Here is a 20,309-nt window from a genome sequence, read left to right as displayed (position 1 = left end):
GAGCGGGTCGCGGGCGGCGGCCGTTGTGCGTGCCGGACCGTGGTGCCTCAGCGCACGAAGACCCCTGCCTGCCCGGCGAGGTCGAGGAAGTACTGCGGCGCCAGACCGAGCACCAGGGTGGCCGTGACGCCGATGGCGATGGCCGTGGTCGTCAGCGGGCTGGGGACCGCGACGGTCGGGCCTTCCGCCTTGGGCTCGTTGAAGAACATCAGCACGATGACGCGGATGTAGAAGAACGCGGCGATGGCGGAGGAGATGACACCGACCACCACGAGCCAGCCCGCACCACTTTGTGCCGCCGCCTTGAAGACCGCGAACTTCCCGGCGAAGCCGGAGGTCAGCGGGATACCGGCGAAGGCCAGCAGGAAGACGGCGAAGACCGCGGCCACCAGTGGGGAACGGCGTCCGAGCCCGGCCCACTTGGACAGCTGGGTGGCCTCGCCGCCCGCGTCCCGCACCAGGGTGACGACGGCGAAGGCGCCGAGCGTCACGAAGGAGTAGGCGCCGAGGTAGAAGAGCACCGAGGAGATGCCGTCCTCACTGGTGGCGATCACACCGGCGAGGATGAAGCCGGCGTGCGCGATGGAGGAGTAGGCCAGCAGCCGCTTGATGTCGGTCTGGGTGATGGCGATGATCGCGCCGCCCAGCATCGTGATGATCGCGACGCCCCACAGCACCGGCCGCCAGTCCCAGCGCATGCCCGGCAGGACGACGTACAGCAGGCGCAGCAGCGCGCCGAAGGCGGCGACCTTCGTGGCGGCCGCCATGAAGCCGGTGACCGGGGTCGGCGCACCCTGGTAGACGTCCGGGGTCCACATGTGGAACGGGACCGCGCCGACCTTGAACAGCAGGCCCATCAGCACCAGTGCCGCGCCGATCAGCAGCAGCGCGTCGTTGCCCATGGTGCCGGCCAGCGCCGGGTCGATCTGCTTGGCGCCGTCCGAGATCACCTCGGCGATCCCGGCGTAGGTCACGGTGCCGGCGTAGCCGTACAGCAGGGCCACGCCGAAGAGGAGGAACGCGGAGGAGAAGGCACCGAGGAGGAAGTACTTGACGGCGGACTCCTGCGACAGCAGTCGCTGGCGGCGGGCCAGCGCGCACAGGATGTAGAGCGGGAGGGAGAAGACCTCCAGGGCGACGAAGAGCGTCAGCAGGTCGTTGGCGGCCGGGAAGACCAGCATGCCGCCGATCGCGAAGAGCGCGATCGGGAAGACCTCTGAGGTGGTGAAACCGGCCTTGACCGCGGCCTGTTCGGCCGGGCCACCGGGGACGGCGGCGGGCTGGGCCGCGAAGGAGTCCACCCGCTTGCCGTGCGCCGCCGGGTCGAGCCGGCGCTCGGCGAAGGTGAAGACCGCGATCAGGGACACCAGCAGGATCGTGCCCTGCAGGAACAGGGCGGGGCCGTCGACGGCGATGGCGCCCATGGCGGCGATATGCGCCTTGGACGAGCCGAAGCCGCCGGCCGCCAGGCCGATCACCGCGGCGAACGCGGCGGCCAGCGTCACCAGGGACAGCAGCAACTGGGAGTGGTAGCGGGCGCGGCGCGGCACGAACGCCTCGATCAGGACGCCGATCACCGCCGCGCCGAGGACGATCAGCGTCGGCGACAGCTGGGCGTACTCGATGTGCGGCCCCGGGATCTTGCCCGGTGCGCCGGCCGCCACCGTCCACAGGCTGTGGACACTTGCCACGGAACTCACTTCGCGGCCTCCACGTCTTGATCGTTCGCGGCGTGGCCGTGCCGGCCTCCGCCGGGCACGGCGTTCACCTGCACAGTGGGCTTGGGGTCCTGCTTGTCCACGACGGACAGGGTGTGGTCGACGGCCGGATTGACGATGTCGGTGAGCGGCTTCGGATACACCCCGAGGAAGATCAGCAGCGCGATCAGCGGCGCCACCACCACCAGCTCCCGCACCCTGAGGTCGGGCATGCCGGTCACCTCGGCCTTCACCGGCCCGGTCATCGTCCGCTGGTACAGGACCAGGACGTAGAGCGCGGCGAGGACGATGCCGAAGGTGGCGATGATGCCGATCACGGGATAGCGGGTGAACGTGCCGACCAGGACCAGGAATTCGCTGACGAACGGCGCCAGGCCCGGCAGCGACAGGGTGGCGAGACCGCCGATGAGGAACGTGCCGGCGAGTACGGGGGCGACCTTCTGGACGCCGCCGTAGTCCGCGATCAGGCGCGAGCCGCGGCGGCTGATCAGGAAGCCGGCCACCAGCATCAGTGCGGCGGTGGAGATGCCGTGGTTGACCATGTAGAGCGTGGCGCCGCCCTGGCCCTGGGACGTCATCGCGAAGATGCCCAGGATGATGAAGCCGAAGTGGGAGATCGAGGCGTAGGCGATCAGCCGCTTGATGTCCCGCTGGGCGACCGCGAGCAGCGCGCCGTAGACGATGCTGATCAGTGCGAGCACCAGGATGGCGGGGGTGGCCCAGCTGCTGGCCTCCGGGAAGAGCTGGAGGCAGAAGCGGAGCATCGCGAACGTGCCGACCTTGTCGACGACCGCGGTGATCAGCACGGCGACCGGCGCGGTCGACTCGCCCATGGCGCCGGGCAGCCAGGTGTGCAGCGGCCACAGCGGCGCCTTCACCGCGAAGGCGAAGAAGAAGCCGAGGAAGAGCAGCCGCTCGGTGCCGGCGGCGATGTCCAGCTTGCCGGCGGCCCGGGCCTCGACGATCTGTTGGAGCGAGAACGTGCCGGTGCCGAGCTGGTCGGCGGTGACGGCGTACAGCCCGATCACCGCGGCCAGCATGATCAGGCCACCGGCGAGGTTGTAGAGCAGGAACTTCACCGCGGCGTACGACCGTCGGCCGGCGGCCTGCTCCTCGCCGTCCGGACCCGCGCGGTCCCCGAAGCCGCCGATGAGGAAGTACATCGGGATCAGCATGGCTTCGAAGAAGATGTAGAAGAGGAAGACGTCGGTGGCCTCGAAGGAGATCACCACCATCGCCTCGACGGCCAGGATCAGCGCGAAGAAGCCCTGGGTGGGCCGCCAGCGCCGGTTGGGCGTGGCCTCCTCCAGAGGGTCGGCGTCATGCCAGCCGGCCAGGATGATGAACGGGATCAGCAGGGTGGTCAGCGCGATCAGGGCGACCGCGATGCCGTCCACGCCGAGTTCGTAGCGGACGCCGAAGTCCGGGATCCAGGCGTGCGATTCGGTGAGCTGATACGGGCTCTTGGCTCCGGGGTGGAAGCGGAACGCGACGACCAGGGCCAGCGCAAAGGTGATCAGCGAGAACAGCAGCGCGAGCCATTTGGCCGCGGTGCGCTTGGCGGCGGGCAGCGCGGCGGTGGCGATCGCGCCGACCGCCGGCACCACGGCCACTGCCGTCAGCAGGGGAAACGACATGGCTCAGACTCCCCTCATCAGCAGGGTCGCGGCGACGAGAACGGCGGCCCCGCCCAGCATCTGGACCGCGTACGAGCGGACGAAGCCGCTCTGCAACTGGCGCAGCAGGCCGGAGAGTCCGCCCATGGAGGCCGCCGTGCCGTTGACCGCCCCGTCCACCAGGGAGCGGTCGAGTTGGACGAGCGTGGTGGTGACCTCGCTGCCGCCGCGCACGAAGACGATGTGGTTGAAGTCGTCCTGGAGCAGATCGCGGCGGGCGGCCCGGGTGAGCCACGAGCCGCGCGGGGCGAGTTCCGGAACGGGTTTGCGCCCGTACATCAGCCAGGCGATGCCGACGCCGATGAGCAGGACGACGACGGTCGAGGCCGTGACGGTGGTGGCGCTGACCGGGGAGTGGCCGTGCGCGAACGAGGTGACCGGCTCCAGCCACTTCACAAAGGCGTCGTTGACGCTGAACAGCGCGCCGGCGAAGACCGATCCGACGGCCAGCACGATCATCGGGAGCGTCATGACCTTCGGCGACTCGTGCGGGTGTTGCACCTGCTGTCCCGGCGCGGCAGCGGCCGGTGTCTCGGCCCAGCGCTTCTCGCCGAAGAAGGTCATCAGCATCACCCGTGTCATGTAGAACGCGGTGATCGCGGCGCCCAGGAGGGCCGCGCCGCCGAGGATCCAGCCCTCGGTGCCGCCCTTGGCGAAGGCCGCCTCGATGATCTTGTCCTTGGAGAAGAAGCCGGACAGTCCGGGGAAGCCGATGATCGCCAGATAGCCGAGGCCGAAGGTGATGAACGTGATCGGCATGTACCGGCGCAGGCCGCCGTAATGGCGCATGTCGACCTCGTCGTTCATGCCGTGCATCACCGAACCGGCGCCGAGGAAGAGGCCGGCCTTGAAGAAGCCGTGGGTGACCAGGTGCATGATCGCGAAGGCGTAGCCGATGGGGCCGAGGCCGGCGGCCAGGATCATGTAGCCGATCTGCGACATCGTCGAGCCGGCCAGGGCCTTCTTGATGTCGTCCTTGGCGCAACCGACGATCGCACCGAACAGGAGGGTGACCGCGCCGACCGCGACGACGGCGGTCTGCGCGTCCGGCGCGGCATTGAAGATCGCCCCGGAGCGGGTGATCAGATACACGCCGGCGGTGACCATCGTGGCGGCGTGGATCAGGGCCGAGACCGGGGTCGGGCCCTCCATCGCGTCACCCAGCCAGGACTGCAGCGGCACCTGTGCCGACTTGCCGCAGGCGGCCAGCAGCAGCATCAGCCCGATGGCGGTGAGCTTGCCCTCGGACGTGTCACCGGTGGCCGCGAACACCGGCCCGAAGGCGAAGGTCCCGAACGTCGTGAACATCAGCATGATCGCGATGGACAGGCCCATGTCGCCGACGCGGTTGACCAGGAACGCCTTCTTGGCGGCGGTGGCCGCGCTGGGCTTGTGCTGCCAGAACCCGATCAGGAGGTACGAGGCGAGGCCGACGCCCTCCCAGCCGACGTACAGCAGAAGGTAGTTGTCGGCGATGACGAGGAGCAGCATCGCCGCGAGGAAGAGGTTGAGGTAGCCGAAGAAGCGGCGGCGCCGCTCGTCGTGCTCCATATAGCCGATCGAGTAGATGTGGATCAGCGATCCGACACCGGTGATCAGCAGGACGAAGGTCATCGACAGCTGGTCGAGCTGGAAGGCGACGTCGGCCTGGAAGCCGCCGACCGGGATCCAGCTGAACAGGTGCTGGTGCAGGGCACGGTGCTCGGGGCTCTTGCCGAGCATGTCGGCGAAGAGCGCCACCCCGACGGCGAACGACGCCACCGCCAGCAGCGTGCCAATCCAGTGGCCGGTGCGGTCGAGTCGTTTGCCGCCGCACAGCAGCAGGGCCGCACCGACCAGCGGTGCCGCGACAAGCAGCGCGATCAAGTTCTCCACTTTGTGCGACCCCTTACAGCTTCATCAGACTGGCGTCGTCGACCGAGGCCGTATGACGGGTGCGGAAGATCGACACGATGATCGCCAGGCCGACCACGACCTCGGCCGCGGCGACGACCATCGTGAAGAAGGCGATGATCTGGCCGTCCAGATTCCCGTGCATCCGCGAGAAGGTGACGAAGGCGAGATTGCAGGCGTTGAGCATCAGCTCGATGCACATGAACATCACGATGGCGTTCCGCCTGATCAGCACCCCGGCCGCGCCGATGGTGAACAGCAGGGCGGCGAGGTAGAGGTAGTAGACCGGGTTCATTTCTTGGCCCCCTCCTTGTGCTCCTTCCGCGTCGCGCCACCGGAGGACCCGGGCGCGGGCTCGTCCTCGGTGCCGCGCCCCAGCCACTCCTCGGAGCGCTGCTCCAGCGCCTTGAGTTCGGCGAGCGACTCACCGGAGACATCGCGGATCTGGCCGCGCTCGCGCAGCGTGGGACTGACGGTCAGGTCGGACGGGGTGCCGTCGGGCAGCAGGCCCGGGATGTCGACGGCGTTGTGCCGGGCGTAGACCCCCGGGGCGGGCAGCGGGGGCACCTGCTTGCCCTCGCGGATCCGCGCCTCGGACTGTTCGCGCTGCGACTTGGCCCGCTCCGTGCGCTCCCGGTGCGTGAGCACCATCGCGCCGACGGCTGCTGTGATCAGCAGCGCGCCGGTGACTTCGAAGGCGAAGACGTACTTGGTGAAGATGAGCGCGGCCAGGCCCTGCACATTGCCGCCGGCGTTCGCCTCGCCCAGGCCGTTGAACTCCTTGAGCGAGGCGTTGCCGATACCGGCGATCAGCAGGATGCCGAAGCCGATGCCCAGTCCGGCGGCGAGCCAGCGCTGGCCCTTGAGCGTCTCCTTGAGGGAGTCCGCGGCCGTGACGCCGACCAGCATGACGACGAACAGGAACAGCATCATGATCGCGCCCGTATAGACGACGATCTGCACGACGCCGAGGAAGTACGCGCCGTTGGCGAGGTAGAAGACCGCCAGGACGATCATGGTGCCGGCGAGCGAGAGGGCGCTGTGCACGGCCCGCTTCATCAGGATCGTGCACAGCGCGCCGATGACGGCGACGGTGCCCAGGATCCAGAACTGCACGGCCTCGCCCGTGGAGGCGGCCGCGGTGGCGAGGCCGGTCATGCCTGCACCTCCTCGTCGGCGGTCCGGTCCGGCTGCTCTGCGGGGTGCTCCCCCTTGGAGACGGCGACCTGGCGGACGGTGCCGGGCGCGGCCTCGGTCACCAGCCCGTTGTAGTAGTCCTTCTCCGTCATGCCGGGGTAGATCGCGTGCGGTGAGTCGACCATCGTGTCCTGCAGGCCCGCGAGCAGCTCCTCCTTGGTGTAGATGAGCGATTCGCGGGAGCGGTCGGCGAGTTCGTACTCGTTGGTCATGGTGAGCGCGCGGGTCGGACAGGCCTCCACGCACAGGCCGCACAGGATGCAGCGCAGATAGTTGATCTGGTAGACGCGGCCGTAGCGCTCGCCCGGGGAGTAGCGCTCCTCGTCGGTGTTGTCCGCGCCTTCGACATAGATCGCGTCCGCCGGGCAGGCCCAGGCGCACAGCTCGCAGCCGATGCACTTCTCGAGCCCGTCCGGATGGCGGTTGAGCTGATGCCGGCCGTGGAAACGCGGCGCCGTCGGCTTCTTCTCCTCCGGATACTGCTCGGTCAGCCGCTTCTTGAACATGGCCTTGAAGGTCACGCCGAAGCCGGCCACGGGGTTCTGGAACTCAGGCACCGTCGCCCCCCTTTCCGTCGGTCTCATTTTCGTCACTGACAGTGTCCACCCGACCACTGACAATCAACTCCCGGTCGCGGCGGGGACGCCGCCGCGGCACGGGCGGCAGGCTCTGCCCGGGCAGCGGCGGTACGGGGAAGCCGCCGGCCATCGGGTCGAAGGCGCCGTCGCCGTCCGTCTCGGGCTCTTCCTCACCGCGCCGGAAGAAGTCCACGACCAGGGAGATCAGCAGCAGCGCGACGGCGCTGCCGGCCACGTACAGCACGATCTGGGAGAAGTCGTAGCCCTCGTTCTTCAGCGCCCGGACGGTGGCGACCAGCATCAGCCAGACCATCGAGACCGGGATGAGGACCTTCCAGCCCAGCTTCATGAACTGGTCGTAGCGCACTCGGGGGAGGGTGCCGCGCAGCCAGATGAAGAAGAACAGCAGCAGCTGCACCTTGAGGGTGAACCACAGCAGCGGCCACCAGCCGTGGTTGGCGCCTTCCCAGAACGTCGACACGGGCCAGGGCGCCCGCCAGCCGCCCAGGAAGAGCGTGACCGCGACCGCCGAGACGGTGACCATGTTGATGTACTCGGCCAGCATGAACATCGCGAACTTGATGGACGAGTACTCGGTGTTGAAGCCGCCGACCAGGTCGCCCTCGGACTCCGGCATGTCGAACGGCGCGCGGTTGGTCTCACCGACCATGGCGACGATGTAGATGATGAAGGACACCGGCAGCAGCAGGATGTACCACCGGTCCTGCTGCGACTCCACGATGGTGGAGGTCGACATCGACCCGGAGTACAGGAACACCGCCGCGAACGAGATGCCCATCGCGATCTCGTACGAGATCATCTGCGCGCACGAGCGCAGCCCGCCGAGCAGGGGGTAGGTCGAGCCGGAGGACCAGCCCGCCAGCACGATGCCGTAGATGCCGACCGAGGCCGTGGCCAGGATGTAGAGGATGCCGATGGGCAGGTCGGTCAGCTGCATCGGGGTGCGGACGCCGAAGATCGAGACCTCGTTGTCGGCGGGCCCGAAGGGGATCACCGCGATCGCCATGAAGGCCGGGATGGCCGCCACGATCGGCGCGAGGATGTAGACCGCCTTGTCGGCCCGCTTGACGACCAGGTCCTCCTTCAGCATCAGCTTGATGCCGTCGGCCAGCGACTGGAGCATCCCCCAGGGGCCGTGCCGGTTGGGGCCGATGCGCAGCTGCATCCAGGCGACGACCTTGCGCTCCCAGACGATCGAGAACAGCACCGTCAGCATCAGGAACGCGAAGCAGAAGACCGCCTTGACGACGATCAGCCACCAGGGATCGCGGCCGAACATCGACAGGTCTTCCTGGGCCAGCGCGGTCCGCGCGGTGGCCAGTTGGCCGAGCTGCATCATGCGTCCACCTCCTTGGCCTGCGCCGGCGTGCCCGGGGCGGCGGAGATCTTCACCAGGTCACCGGGGCGGGCCCCGGTGTCGGCGGCGACGCCACCGCCCGTGGAGTTGAGCGGCAGCCACACCACCCGGTCGGGCATCGGCGTGACCTTCAGCGGCAGCCGGACCGAGCCGGCCGGTCCGCGGACCTCCAGCAGGTCACCGTCCTTGACGCCGGTCTCCTCGGCGGTGGCCTGCGACAGCCGGGCGAGCGCGGCGTGCCGGGTGCCGGCCAGCGCCTCGTCGCCTTCCTGGAGCAGCCCCTGGTCCAGCAGGAGCCGGTGCCCGGCGAGGACCGCCTCACCGGCGGCGGGCCGGGGCAGCGGACGCCCGGTCTCCAGGGGCTCACCGGCGTACGGGCCGTCCCAGCTGCCGAGCCGGTCCAGCTCGCGGCGTACGGAGCGGACGTCGGGCAGGGCCAGGTGGACGTCCATGGCGTCGGCGAGCATGTGCAGTACCCGGGAGTCCGACTGCAGATGGCGGCGGGTCATCTGGTCCGGTTTGAGCGCCGCCTCGAACAGCCGCGCCCGGCCCTCCCAGTTGAGGAACGTGCCGGCCTTCTCCACCACGGCCGCCACCGGCAGGACCACATCCGCCCGCTCGGTGACCTGCGAGGGCCGCAGCTCCAGACTGACCAGGAAGCCGACCTCGTCCAGGGCGGTCAGCGCCCGCGCCGGGTCCGGCAGGTCGGCGACCTCGACTCCGGCCACCAGCAGCGCGCTGAGCTCCCCGGTCGCCGCGGCCTCGATGATCTGGCCGGTGTCGCGGCCGTGCCGGTGCGGGAGCGCGGCGACGCCCCAGGCCGCGGCGACCTCGTCGCGGGCCCGCGGGTCGGTGGCCGGCCGCCCGCCGGGCAGCAGACCGGGCAGCGCGCCGGCCTCGACCGCACCGCGATCGCCCGCCCGCCGCGGAATCCACACCAGTCGGGCGCCGGTCGCGGCGGCGGCGCGCACCGCGGCGGTCAGCGCGCCGGGCACCCCCGCCAGCCGCTCGCCGACGACGATCACCGCGCCGTCCGCGCGCAGCGCCTCGGCCGCCGCGCGCCCTTCGCCCTCCAGGCCGGCGCCGCCGGCGAGCGCGTCCAGCCATTCGGTCTCGGTGCCGGGGGCGGCCGGCAGCAGCGTCCCACCGGCCTTGATCAGCCCGCGTGAGGCGTAACTGCCCAGCCCGTAGGTGCGCTGGCCGCTCTTGCGGTGCGCCTTGCGCAGCCGCAGGAAGACGCCCGGCGCCTCCTCCTCGGCCTCGATCCCGGCCAGCAGGACGGCCGGCGCCTGCTCCAGGGCGGTGTACGTGACACCGCCGCCGTCCAGGTCCCGGCCCCGCCCGGCGATCTTGGCCGCCAGGAAGTCGGCCTCTTCGGCGCTGTGCACCCGGGCCCGGAAGTCGATGTCGTTGGTGTGCAGCGCGATCCGGGCGAACTTGGCGTAGGCGTAGGCGTCCTCGACGGTCAGCCGGCCGCCGGTCAGTACGCCCGTGCGCCCCTTGGCCGCGGTCAGTCCGCGGGCCGCCGCCTCCAGGGCCTCGGGCCAGCTCGCCGGCTCCAGCTCACCGGACTCGGCGTTGCGCACCAGGGGGTGCTCCAGCCGGTCGCGCTGCTGGGCGTAGCGGAAGGCGAACCGCCCCTTGTCGCAGATCCACTCCTCGTTGACCTCGGGGTCGTTGGCGGCCAGCCGCCGCAGGACCTTGCCGCGCCGGTGGTCGGTGCGGGTCGCGCAGCCGCCGGCGCAGTGCTCGCACACCGACGGCGAGGAGACCAGGTCGAAGGGGCGGGAGCGGAAGCGGTACGCGGCGGAGGTGAGCGCGCCGACCGGGCAGATCTGGATGGTGTTGCCGGAGAAGTACGACTCGAAGGGGTCGCCCTCTCCGGTGCCGACCTGCTGGAGGGCGCCGCGCTCGACGAGCTCGATCATCGGGTCGCCGGCGATCTGGTTGCTGAAGCGGGTGCAGCGCGCGCACAGCACACAGCGCTCGCGGTCCAGCAGCACCTGGGTGGAGATCGGTACCGGCTTGGCGAAGGTGCGCTTCTTGCCCTCGAAGCGCGACTCCGGGTCGCCGACCTGCATGGCCTGGTTCTGCAGCGGGCACTCGCCGCCCTTGTCGCAGACCGGGCAGTCCAGCGGGTGGTTGATCAGCAGCAGCTCCATCACCCCGCGCTGGGCCTTCTCGGCCACCGGGGAGGTCAGCTGCGACTTGACGACCATGCCGTCGGTGCAGGTGATGGTGCAGGAGGCCATCGGCTTGCGCTGGCCCTCCACCTCGACGATGCACTGCCGGCAGGCGCCCGCCGGGTCCAGCAGCGGGTGGTCGCAGAAGCGCGGGATCTCGATGCCGAGGAGTTCGGCGGCGCGGATGACCAGCGTCCCCTTGGGGACGGAGATCTCGATGCCGTCGATCGTCAGGGTGACGAGGTCCTCCGGCGGGACGGCCGCCTCGCCGCCCCCCGAGGGACCCGCGGCGGAGCCGCTGTTCGCCCCAGTTGTCGTGACGGTCATGCATTCACCCCCAGGTGAGCGTTGTTGTCGGCCCACAGGGTCGACTTGGCGGGGTCGAACGGGCAGCCGTTGCCGGTGATGTGCTGCTCGTACTCCTCTCGGAAGTACGTGAGCGAGGAGAAGATCGGCGAGGCGGCACCGTCGCCGAGGGCGCAGAAGGACTTGCCGTTGATGTTGTCGGCGATGTCGTTCAGCTTGTCGAGGTCGGCCATCCGGCCGTTGCCGGCCTCGATGTCGCGCAGCAACTGCACCAGCCAGTACGTCCCTTCGCGGCAGGGTGTGCACTTGCCGCAGGACTCGTGCGCGTAGAACTCGGTCCAGCGGGTGACCGCCCGTACGACGCAGGTGGTCTCGTCGAAGCACTGCAGGGCCTTGGTGCCGAGCATCGAGCCGGCCGCGCCGACGCCCTCGTAGTCGAGGGGGACGTCGAGGTGTTCGGCGGTGAACATCGGTGTCGAGGAGCCGCCCGGCGTCCAGAACTTCAGCCGGTGGCCGCGGCGCATCCCGCCGCTCATGTCGAGCAGCTGGCGCAGGGTGATGCCCAACGGGGCCTCGTACTGGCCGGGATTGGCGACATGGCCGCTGAGCGAGTAGAGCGTGAAGCCCGGGGACTTCTCGCTGCCCATCGACCTGAACCAGTCCTTGCCCTTGTTCATGATCGCGGGAACCGACGCGATGGATTCGACGTTGTTCACGACAGTGGGGCAGGCGTAGAGGCCGGCCACCGCGGGGAAGGGGGGACGCAGCCGGGGCTGTCCGCGACGGCCCTCCAGGGAATCGAGCAGCGCGGTTTCCTCACCGCAGATGTACGCGCCGGCGCCCGCGTGCACGATGACGTCCAGGTCGAGTCCCGAGCCGAGGATGTTCCGTCCGAGGTAGCCCGCCGCGTAGGCCTCGCGTACGGCCTCGTGCAGTCGGCGCAGGACGGGTACGACCTCACCGCGCAGATAGATGAAGGCGTGGTTCGAGCGGATCGCATGGCAGGCGATCACGATCCCCTCGATGAGGGAGTGCGGGTTCGCGAAGAGGAGGGGGATGTCCTTGCAGGTCCCGGGCTCCGATTCGTCGGCGTTGACCACGAGGTAGTGCGGCTTGCCGTCGCCCTGCGGGATGAACTGCCACTTCATCCCGGTGGGGAAGCCCGCGCCGCCGCGGCCGCGCAGGCCGGAGTCCTTGACGTAGGCGATGACGTCGTCGGGGGGCATCGCGAGCGCCTTGCGCAGGCCCTCGTAGCCCTCGTGCCGGCGGTAGGTCTCCAGCGTCCAGGATTCGGGCTGGTCCCAGAAGGCGGACAGGACGGGCATGAGGAGCTTCTCCGGGCTCGCCTCTCCCCCGGCGTGCGGCCGGGAGGCGCCCCCGTACTCGGCTGCCACTGTCATCACTCCCCCTCCTCTGCTGTGGGCCCGGCCGGGTGCTGGTCGTCGGAGGCCGAGGTCTCGTGCGGTGCGTCGTGGGAACTGGGGTGGCCCGAGGGCGCCTGCTCGGCGGGGTGCCCGGACGGGGGTTCGTCCGTGGGCTGGTCGGTGGTCGTCCGCGGGGCGATGACGTGATCGGCGCCGCGGCCCGGTGCGGCCTCGCCCTTGGCCAGGCGCAGTCCGATCAGGGAGGCGGGTCCGGCGCCGCCGGTGGCCTCGACGGCGCCCGGCCGCTCGTCCGGGAATCCGGCGAGCATCCGGGCGGTCTCCTTGAAGGTGCACAGCGGTGCGCCGCGGGTGGGCTCGACGGTGCGGCCCGCCCGGAGGTCGTCGACGAGCTGCCGGGCGGACTGCGGCGTCTGGTTGTCGAAGAACTCCCAGTTGACCATCACGACCGGGGCGAAGTCGCAGGCGGCGTTGCACTCGATGTGTTCGAGGGTGACGGCGCCGTCCTCGGTGGTCTCGCCGTTGTCGACGCCGAGGTGCTCCTTGAGCTCCTCGAAGATGGCGTCGCCGCCCATGACCGCGCACAGGGTGTTGGTGCAGACGCCGACCTGGTAGTCGCCGCTCGGCCTGCGGCGGTACATGGAGTAGAAGGTCGACACCGCGGTGACCTCGGCGGTGGTCAGGTCGAGCTGCTCGGCGCAGAAGCGGATGCCGGTGCGGGTGACATGCCCTTCCTCGGCCTGTACGAGGTGCAGCAGCGGCAGCAGCGCCGAGCGCGCGCCGGGGTAGCGGGCGATCACCTCCTTGGCGTCCGCCTCGAGCCGGGCCCGCACCTCGGCCGGGTAGTCCGGGGCCGGGAGCGTGGGCATCCCCAGGCTGGTGGGGGTTTCGGGGGTCCCACCCCGAGAAGACGCGGTGGTCATCGGTCGACGCCTCCCATCACGGGGTCGATGGACGCGACGGCGACGATGACGTCGGCGACCTGGCCGCCTTCGCACATCGCCGCCATGGCCTGCAGGTTGGTGAAGGACGGGTCGCGGAAGTGCACCCGGTAGGGGCGGGTGCCGCCGTCGCTGACCGCGTGCACGCCCAGCTCGCCCTTGGGCGACTCGACGGCCGCGTAGGCCTGTCCGGGCGGGACCCGGAAGCCCTCGGTCACGAGCTTGAAGTGGTGGATCAGGGCCTCCATCGAGGTGCCCATGATCTTCTTGATGTGGTCGAGGGAGTTGCCCAGGCCGTCCGGGCCGAGGGCCAGCTGGGCGGGCCAGGCGATCTTCTTGTCCGCGACCATCACCGGACCGGGCTCCAGGCGGTCCAGGCACTGCTCGACGATCCGCAGCGACTGGCGCATCTCCTCCAGCCGGATCAGGAACCGGCCGTAGGCGTCGCAGGTGTCGGCGGTCGGCACCTCGAACTCGTAGTCCTCGTATCCGCAGTACGGCTGCGTCTTGCGCAGGTCGTGCGGGAGTCCGGCGGAGCGCACGATGGGGCCGGTGGCTCCGGTGGCCATGCAGCCGGCCAGGTCCAGGTAGCCGATGCCCTCCATACGGCCCTTGAAGACGGGGTTGCCGGTGGCGAGCTTGTCGTACTCGCCGATGTTCTTGCCCATCTTCTTGACGAAGGCGCGCACCTGGTCGACCGCGCCCGGGGGCAGGTCCTGGGCGAGGCCGCCGGGCCGGATGTAGGCGTGGTTCATCCGCAGACCGGTGATCAGCTCGAAGATGTCGAGGATGAGCTCGCGGTCGCGGAAGCCGTAGATCATGATCGTGGTGGCGCCCAGCTCCATACCGCCGGTGGCGATGCACACCAGGTGGGAGGAGAGCCGGTTGAGTTCCATCAGCAGCACGCGGATGACCGAGGCCCGGTCGGGGACGTCGTCGGTGATGCCGAGCAGCTTCTCCACGGCCAGGCAGTAGGCCGTCTCGTTGAAGAAGGGGGTGAGGTAGTCCATCCTCGTGACGAAGGTGGTGCCCTGCGTCCAGGTCCGGTATTCGAGGTTCTTCTCGATACCGGTGTGCAGATAGCCGATGCCACAGCGGGCCTCGGTGACGGTCTCCCCGTCGATCTCCAGGATCAGCCTGAGCACACCGTGCGTCGAGGGGTGCTGCGGCCCCATGTTGACGATGATCCGCTCGTCGTCGGACTTGACCGCGGCGGCCGCGATCTCGTCCCAGTCACCGCCGGAGACGTTGTAGACCGTGCCCTCGGTGGTCTCGCGGCCCAGCGACTCCTGGGTGTCGAAGTCGCTTGAGGTGCGGTGGCCGTTCGAGGAGTGGGAGTGCGGTGCAGTAGTCATCAGCTGTACGACCTCCGCTGGTCGGGAGCCGGGATCTGGGCGCCCTTGTACTCGACGGGGATGCCGCCGAGCGGGTAGTCCTTGCGCTGCGGGAAGCCCTGCCAGTCGTCGGGCATCATGATCCGGGTCAGCGCGGGATGACCGTCGAAGATCAGGCCGAAGAAGTCGTACGTCTCGCGCTCGTGCCAGTCGTTGGTCGGATAGACCGCCACGAGCGAGGGCACGTGCGGGTCGGCGTCCGGGGCGGAGACCTCCAGCCGGATCAGCCGGTTGTGGGTGATCGAGCGCAGGTGGTAGACGGCGTGCAGCTCCCGGCCGGTGTCCCCGGGGAAGTGCACCCCGCTCACGCCCGTGCACAGCTCGAAGCGCAGCGCCGGGTCGTCGCGCAGGATCTTGGCGACGGCCGGCAGGTACTCCCGCTCGATGTGGAAGGTCAGCTCGCCGCGGTCCACGACCGTCTTGGCGATGACGTTCTCGGGGACCAGCCCCTGCTCGTCGAGGGCGCCCTCCAGCTCGTCGGCGATCTCGTCGAAGTCGCCGTATCCTCCCCCGCTCTCGGCTCCGCCCGAGGCACCGCCGTCGGCGCCCGGTCCGCCGTACGGCCGCTGGGACGCGCCGGGCAGCCGGACGGTCCGTACGAGGCCGCCGTAGCCGGTGGTGTCCCCGCCGTTGTTGGCGCCGAACATGCCGCGGCGGGTGGCGATCACCTCGCCGGTGTCGTCGCGCTGCGCCGGGACGGCCTCGTCCGAGGCGTCCGGACGCTCGGGGTTCTTCTGCTCACTCACCGCAGCAGCCCCTTCATCTCGATCAGCGGGAGCGCCTTGAGTGCCGCTTCCTCCGCCTCGCGGGCGGCCTGCTGCTGATTGACCCCGAGCTTGGTGTGCTGGATCTTGTCGTGGAGCTTGAGGATGGCGTCCATCAGCATCTCGGGACGCGGCGGGCAGCCCGGCAGATAGATGTCGACGGGCACGATGTGGTCGACGCCCTGGACAATCGCGTAGTTATTGAACATTCCGCCCGATGAGGCGCAAACCCCCATGGAAATCACCCACTTCGGGTTCGGCATCTGGTCGTAGACCTGCCGCAGGACGGGGGCCATCTTCTGGCTCACCCGGCCGGCCACGATCATCAGATCCGCCTGGCGCGGCGAGCCCCGGAAGACCTCCATGCCGAAGCGGGCCAGGTCGTAGCGCCCGGCGCCGGTCGTCATCATCTCGATGGCGCAGCAGGCCAGCCCGAAGGTCGCCGGGAAGACCGATGACTTGCGCACCCAGCCCGCGGCCTGCTCGACAGTGGTCAGCAAAAAGCCGCTCGGCAGCTTCTCTTCAAGTCCCATGTGTGACCCCTAGTCCCATTCCAGGCCGCCACGACGCCAGACATAGGCGTAGGCGACGAAGACGGTGAGCGCGAAGAGGAGCATCTCGACGAGCCCGAACAGTCCCAGGGCGTCGAAGGTGACGGCCCAGGGATAGAGGAAGACGATCTCGATGTCGAAGACGATGAAGAGCATCGCCGTCAGGTAGTACTTGATCGGGAAGCGACCGCCACCGGACGGATGTGGCGTCGGCTCGATCCCGCATTCGTACGCCTCGAGCTTGGCCCGGTTGTAGCGCCTGGGCCCGACGAGGGTGGCCATGACGACGGAGAAGATCGCAAAGCCTGCCCCTAGGGCTCCCAGTACGAGGATGGGCGCGTAAGCGTTCACCGTCCTCGCTCCCTTCAGTCGACGATGACTGGATGGCGGTCCGCTCGGGCCCTCTGATCGCCCCATGGAGATCGTGCACATGTGAGGCAGTTCACAAGCCCGAGCCGCCTGCATCTTATGCCCGCTGGTGTGTGATCTGCGACACGGGGGTGGACAACGCCTTTGTGATCTCCACCACCCGGCGAAGGATCATGAAGTCGGATGAGCGGTGATCTTCGTACGCGAAGCGCGCGAGTGATCACGAGAGGTGACATTCACATGGGTTACCGCTGGTCAGGGCGGTGGTGTCATTATCAAGTCGCAGCGACCACAGGCAAATTGGTGCTGGACGTCGCCAACTGCTATAGGAGTCGGACCCGTCGGCGTGATCCGCTCGTGACCCGGCCGTGATCGTCGGCACGTGCTCCAGTTCACGAGCGGCCGGCCGCGTCGGATCACGGGAACATAACGGACACTCAAGAGTGACCTATCCCACGCTATTTCGGGCACTGAGTTCTTGACGGCTGGGAAGCCTTGGCGTGGCGCGTGGGGAAGTGATAGGCCCCCGCCGAACCCGCACGGAGCAGCAAATGCCGTGCGTAGGAACATGATCGCGAAATTCGGACATCGCGCCGCCGAGTCGACGGACAGTCAAAAGTCCGTTTTGTTCGTCGCGTACACGTCAAGTGTGGCGCACTGCACCTTTCTTGGCAGCAACCTCCGGCGCCTGATAGCCGTTATTGCCATGTCCCCGAACGCACTCATACCCAGCCACCGGAAGCCCCGCCGTTCCGCGTCCTCGCGGGCACTGCGTGCGGGCGTGACCGGTGGCTTCCTCACTCTCGCGGTGACCGGCGCGACCGTGCCGGCCAACGCCGCGGAAAAGCCCGTCTCCGAGACCCAGGAGATGCCGACGATCACGACGGCGCTGGCGACCAGCGCCGCCCGGAGCGCCGACACCGCCGAGCAGGTCGCGTTCAACTACGAGCGGCAGGCGCTCCAGGACAGCGTCTTCGCCAAGGCCGCCAAGGCCGCGGAGAAGGACAAGGCCGAGGCCGTCAAGAAGGCCAAGGCCGAGGCGAAGAAGAAGGCCGAGGAGGCCCGCAAGGCCAAGGAGGCCGCGCAGGCCCGTGCCTCGCGCTCCGACGAGCGGACGACCCTGTCCGCGCCGTCGACCTCCACCGCCACCGGCTCCACCGCCACCCTCATCGCCTTCCTCAAGGCGCAGCTGGGCAAGGCTTACGTGCTGGGCTCCAGCGGCCCCTCGTCGTACGACTGCTCCGGCCTGACGCAGGCCGCGTTCAACCAGATCGGTATCGACCTGCCGCGTGTGTCGCAGGACCAGTCGACCGCCGGCACCCAGGTCGGCCTCTCCAACCTCCAGGTCGGCGACATCCTCTACTGGGGCAGCGCGGGCAGCGCCTACCACGTCGGCGTCTACATCGGCGACGGCAAGTTCATCGGCGCCCAGAACCCGAGCACCGGCATCGTCGAGCGCCCGCTCAGCTACGACATGCCCACCGGCGCGGTGCGCGTCCTGTAGGACCGCCGCACACCAGGTACTGACGAAGGACCGCCCCTCCCCGGCTCGGGAGGGGCGGTCCTTCGACGTTGGGCGTGCGGGGTGGCGGCGGCTACCAGCCCGCGAGCGGTCGGGGCGTAACGTGGGACCCGTGGAGGGGAAGGCCGTCACCGGCCGGATCCACGCCGTCACCCACATGAAGCGATTGAGGTGAGAGGCCCGTGCCCCTCTCCCAGCGGCTCTCCAGATTCGCGGTCTGCACAGCCTTCTCGGCAGCCGCCGTTCTCGGCGGCACCACCGCAGCGACGGCCGTTCCGCCCCCACCGCCGGACGACGATCCACGTCGGTGCGCCCGCGATTCCGGCGACTGCCGCGCATACGGGCACTCGAACGTGGTCGTCGACAACGACTTCACCGGGACCTACGACGTGCACGTCATCGACGACTGGCACGGAGTCCGGCCCGGCGGGTGAGGTTCCCCCCGGCTCGTCGGCCGTTACGCCTTCGGCGCGACCTTCGAAAGGCCGTTGATGATGCGGTCCATCGCGTCGCCGCCCGTGGGGTCGGTGAGGTTGGCGAGCATCTTCAGGGTGAAGCGCATCAGCAGCGGGTGGGTCAGACCGCGCTGCGTGGCGATCTTCATGACCTTGGGGTTGCCGATCAGCTTCACGAAGGCGCGGCCGAGCGAGTAGTAGCCGCCGTAGGTGTCCTTGAGGATCTTGGGGTAGCGCTGCAGGGCCAGCTCGCGCTGGGCGTACGTGGCGCGCGCCTGGGCCTGCACGATGACCTCGGCGGCGATGGAGCCGGACTCCATGGCGTAGGCGATGCCCTCGCCGTTGAACGGGTTGACCAGGCCGCCCGCGTCACCGACCAGCAGCAGGCCCTTGGTGTAGTGCGGCTGGCGGTTGAAGGCCATGGGGAGCGCGGCGCCGCGGATCGGGCCGGTCATGTTCTCCGGCGTGTAGCCCCAGTCGGCGGGCATCGAGGCGCACCACGCCTTGAGGATCTCGCGCCAGTCCAGCTCCTTGAAGGAGGCGGAGGTGTTCAGCACACCGAGACCGACGTTGCTCGTACCGTCGCCCATGCCGAAGATCCAGCCGTAGCCGGGCAGCAGCCGGTCCTGCGCGCCGCGGCGGTCCCACAGCTCCAGCCAGGACTCCAGGTAGTCGTCGTCGTGGCGGGGAGAGGTGAAGTACGTGCGGACGGCGACGCCCATCGGGCGGTCCTCGCGGCGGTGCAGGCCCATGGCCAGCGACAGCCGGGTGGAGTTGCCGTCCGCGGCGACGACGAGCGGGGCGTGGAAGGTGACCGGCGTCTTGTCGTCGCCGAGCTTGGCGTGCACGCCGGTGATGTGGCCGGTCAGCTCGTTGATGATGGGGGCGCCCACGTTGCAGCGCTCGTGGAGCCGGGCGCCGGCCTTCTGTGCCTGGCGCGCCAGCTGCTCGTCGAAGTCGTCGCGCTTGCGGACGAGTCCGTAGTCCGGGAACGAGGCGAGATCCGGCCAATCGAGCTGCAGCCGGGAGCCGCCGCCGATGATCCGCAGGCCCTTGTTGCGCAACCAGCCCGCTTCCTCGGAGATGTCGATGCCCATGGCGATCAGCTGCTTGGTGGCACGCGGGGTGAGGCCGTCGCCGCACACCTTCTCGCGCGGGAAGGCCGTCTTCTCCAGGAGGAGGACGTCCAGTCCGGACTTGGCGAGGTGGTAGGCGGTCGTCGAGCCGGCGGGCCCGGCGCCGACGACGATCACGTCCGCGCTGTGCTCGGAGCGGGGCGTGGTCTTTGACGCGGTCACGGACTCCGTCACGGCGAGGTCTCCCGGAAGTCGATATCTGGGTGCCGACCGGCACTGGGCACGTGCAGTCTATGGGGGCGTATGTGATCAGAACCTGAAGGGTTGGTCCATGAACAGACCTCCGCAGTCGCTCCCGACCGTCGAGTTGCGCGTCCCCACCGACGAGGACGCACTGAACTGGCACCGCGTCTTCGACCACCCCGACGTGATGGAGTTCCACGGCGGCACATCGGCCGAACTGTCCGTGTACGAGGAGCTGACCGCCCGCCAGCGGCTCCACGACGCGGAACGGGGTTTCTGTCTCTACACCATGCTCGACCCCGCGGACGGCGCGGTCATCGGCTTCACCGGCGCCCAGCCCTGGCCGCACGAGTGGGGCCCCAAGGGCGAGATCGAGATCGGCTGGCGGCTGGGCCGCGCCTACTGGGGCAAGGGGTACGCCACGGCGGCCGCGCAACTCGCCCTGGAACGCGTACGGAAGGCCGGCGTGCGCCAGGTGGTGGCGATGGTCGACGCCCGCAACGAGCGGTCCCTCGCGGTGACCCGGCGCCTGGGGATGCGGCGGGCGGAGACGGTGGTCACGCCGCACGGGAAGCGGACGGCCTACTGCCACCGGCTGGACGTGTGAGTACCGGCGCGGTCGGGCCGGCGCGAAGAGCCGCCTGACGACACGCGCGAGGGCGCCGCGGTCCTCCCGCGGCGCC

General features: G+C 69.4%; 18 protein-coding genes. 3 read left to right on the top strand and 15 right to left on the bottom strand.

Going from position 1 to position 20,309, the window contains the following annotated elements; translation table 11 throughout:
• Positions 1-47: 47 nt before the first annotated feature.
• From nuoN to ACFWZH_RS14855, 14 genes are read right to left on the bottom strand one after another with little or no spacing between them, the layout of a single operon-like run.
• A complete protein-coding gene (nuoN, locus tag ACFWZH_RS14920) occupies positions 48-1,700 on the bottom strand; it encodes an NADH-quinone oxidoreductase subunit NuoN (protein WP_384429753.1) in 1,653 nt (550 codons plus the stop codon).
• Positions 1,697-3,355, bottom strand: coding sequence for an NADH-quinone oxidoreductase subunit M (locus ACFWZH_RS14915; protein WP_384429750.1), 1,659 nt, complete (start codon positions 3,353-3,355; stop codon positions 1,697-1,699). The genes nuoN and ACFWZH_RS14915 overlap by 4 nt, the downstream gene beginning before the upstream one ends.
• 3 nt (positions 3,356-3,358) lie before the next feature.
• Positions 3,359-5,269 carry an NADH-quinone oxidoreductase subunit L gene (nuoL, locus tag ACFWZH_RS14910; protein WP_384429747.1) on the bottom strand — a complete coding sequence of 637 codons (1,911 nt, stop codon included), beginning with the start codon at positions 5,267-5,269 and terminating at the stop codon, positions 3,359-3,361.
• Between the two features lie 13 nt (positions 5,270-5,282).
• Positions 5,283-5,582: an NADH-quinone oxidoreductase subunit NuoK gene (nuoK, locus tag ACFWZH_RS14905; protein WP_350730467.1), complete on the bottom strand. Its 300-nt coding sequence runs from the start codon at positions 5,580-5,582 to the stop codon at positions 5,283-5,285.
• Positions 5,579-6,445: an NADH-quinone oxidoreductase subunit J gene (locus tag ACFWZH_RS14900; RefSeq protein ID WP_384429744.1), complete on the bottom strand. Its 867-nt coding sequence runs from the start codon at positions 6,443-6,445 to the stop codon at positions 5,579-5,581. Before ACFWZH_RS14900 ends, nuoK begins: the two co-directional genes overlap by 4 nt.
• The gene (gene nuoI / locus ACFWZH_RS14895; protein ID WP_384429741.1) at positions 6,442-7,068 is read right to left on the bottom strand and encodes an NADH-quinone oxidoreductase subunit NuoI; all 627 of its coding nucleotides are present in this window, start codon (positions 7,066-7,068) and stop codon (positions 6,442-6,444) included. Before nuoI ends, ACFWZH_RS14900 begins: the two co-directional genes overlap by 4 nt.
• Positions 7,034-8,422: an NADH-quinone oxidoreductase subunit NuoH gene (gene nuoH / locus ACFWZH_RS14890; RefSeq protein WP_384429738.1), complete on the bottom strand. Its 1,389-nt coding sequence runs from the start codon at positions 8,420-8,422 to the stop codon at positions 7,034-7,036. The genes nuoI and nuoH overlap by 35 nt, the downstream gene beginning before the upstream one ends.
• Positions 8,419-10,950, bottom strand: a complete 2,532-nt coding sequence (locus tag ACFWZH_RS14885; RefSeq protein WP_384429735.1) for an NADH-quinone oxidoreductase subunit G — start codon at positions 10,948-10,950, stop codon at positions 8,419-8,421. The genes nuoH and ACFWZH_RS14885 overlap by 4 nt, the downstream gene beginning before the upstream one ends.
• Positions 10,947-12,329, bottom strand: coding sequence for an NADH-quinone oxidoreductase subunit NuoF (nuoF, locus tag ACFWZH_RS14880; protein WP_384429732.1), 1,383 nt, complete (start codon positions 12,327-12,329; stop codon positions 10,947-10,949). The genes ACFWZH_RS14885 and nuoF overlap by 4 nt, the downstream gene beginning before the upstream one ends.
• On the bottom strand, positions 12,329-13,234 hold the full coding sequence (gene nuoE / locus ACFWZH_RS14875; RefSeq protein ID WP_384429730.1) for an NADH-quinone oxidoreductase subunit NuoE: 906 nt from the start codon (positions 13,232-13,234) through the stop codon (positions 12,329-12,331). The genes nuoF and nuoE overlap by 1 nt, the downstream gene beginning before the upstream one ends.
• Positions 13,231-14,607 carry an NADH-quinone oxidoreductase subunit D gene (locus tag ACFWZH_RS14870; protein ID WP_384429727.1) on the bottom strand — a complete coding sequence of 459 codons (1,377 nt, stop codon included), beginning with the start codon at positions 14,605-14,607 and terminating at the stop codon, positions 13,231-13,233. The genes nuoE and ACFWZH_RS14870 overlap by 4 nt, the downstream gene beginning before the upstream one ends.
• Entirely contained in the window at positions 14,607-15,392 is a 786-nt protein-coding gene (locus ACFWZH_RS14865; protein WP_384429724.1) for an NADH-quinone oxidoreductase subunit C, read from the bottom strand. The genes ACFWZH_RS14870 and ACFWZH_RS14865 overlap by 1 nt, the downstream gene beginning before the upstream one ends.
• On the bottom strand, positions 15,389-15,943 hold the full coding sequence (locus tag ACFWZH_RS14860; RefSeq protein WP_030416193.1) for an NADH-quinone oxidoreductase subunit B family protein: 555 nt from the start codon (positions 15,941-15,943) through the stop codon (positions 15,389-15,391). Before ACFWZH_RS14860 ends, ACFWZH_RS14865 begins: the two co-directional genes overlap by 4 nt.
• A 9-nt stretch (positions 15,944-15,952) precedes the next feature.
• Complete coding sequence (locus ACFWZH_RS14855; protein WP_006604811.1) at positions 15,953-16,312, bottom strand: NADH-quinone oxidoreductase subunit A; 360 nt, start codon at positions 16,310-16,312, stop codon at positions 15,953-15,955.
• A 724-nt stretch (positions 16,313-17,036) separates the two neighbouring features.
• On the opposite strand from ACFWZH_RS14855, the gene ACFWZH_RS14850 reads away from it, so the two are divergent.
• Both ACFWZH_RS14850 and ACFWZH_RS14845 read left to right on the top strand, forming a co-directional pair.
• A complete protein-coding gene (locus ACFWZH_RS14850; RefSeq protein WP_384429721.1) occupies positions 17,037-17,834 on the top strand; it encodes a C40 family peptidase in 798 nt (265 codons plus the stop codon).
• 200 nt (positions 17,835-18,034) lie between these two features.
• A complete protein-coding gene (locus ACFWZH_RS14845; RefSeq protein ID WP_384429718.1) occupies positions 18,035-18,286 on the top strand; it encodes a hypothetical protein in 252 nt (83 codons plus the stop codon).
• 23 nt (positions 18,287-18,309) lie between these two features.
• Here ACFWZH_RS14845 and ACFWZH_RS14840 read toward each other — a convergent pair whose 3' ends face one another.
• Positions 18,310-19,617: a geranylgeranyl reductase family protein gene (locus ACFWZH_RS14840; RefSeq protein ID WP_384429715.1), complete on the bottom strand. Its 1,308-nt coding sequence runs from the start codon at positions 19,615-19,617 to the stop codon at positions 18,310-18,312.
• 97 nt (positions 19,618-19,714) lie between these two features.
• Between ACFWZH_RS14840 and ACFWZH_RS14835 the strand changes: the two genes are divergently transcribed.
• Positions 19,715-20,233 (top strand): GNAT family N-acetyltransferase, encoded by a 519-nt coding sequence (locus ACFWZH_RS14835; RefSeq protein WP_384429712.1) that lies wholly within the window; start codon positions 19,715-19,717, stop codon positions 20,231-20,233.
• The last annotated feature ends 76 nt before the right edge of the window (positions 20,234-20,309 follow it).

The sequence above is a fragment of the Streptomyces sp. NPDC059008 genome, from assembly GCF_042749045.1.
Lineage (GTDB): Bacteria > Actinomycetota > Actinomycetes > Streptomycetales > Streptomycetaceae > Streptomyces.
The sequence above is the reverse complement of the archived record's forward strand: the minus strand, read 5'-3'. Positions and strand labels throughout refer to the sequence as shown.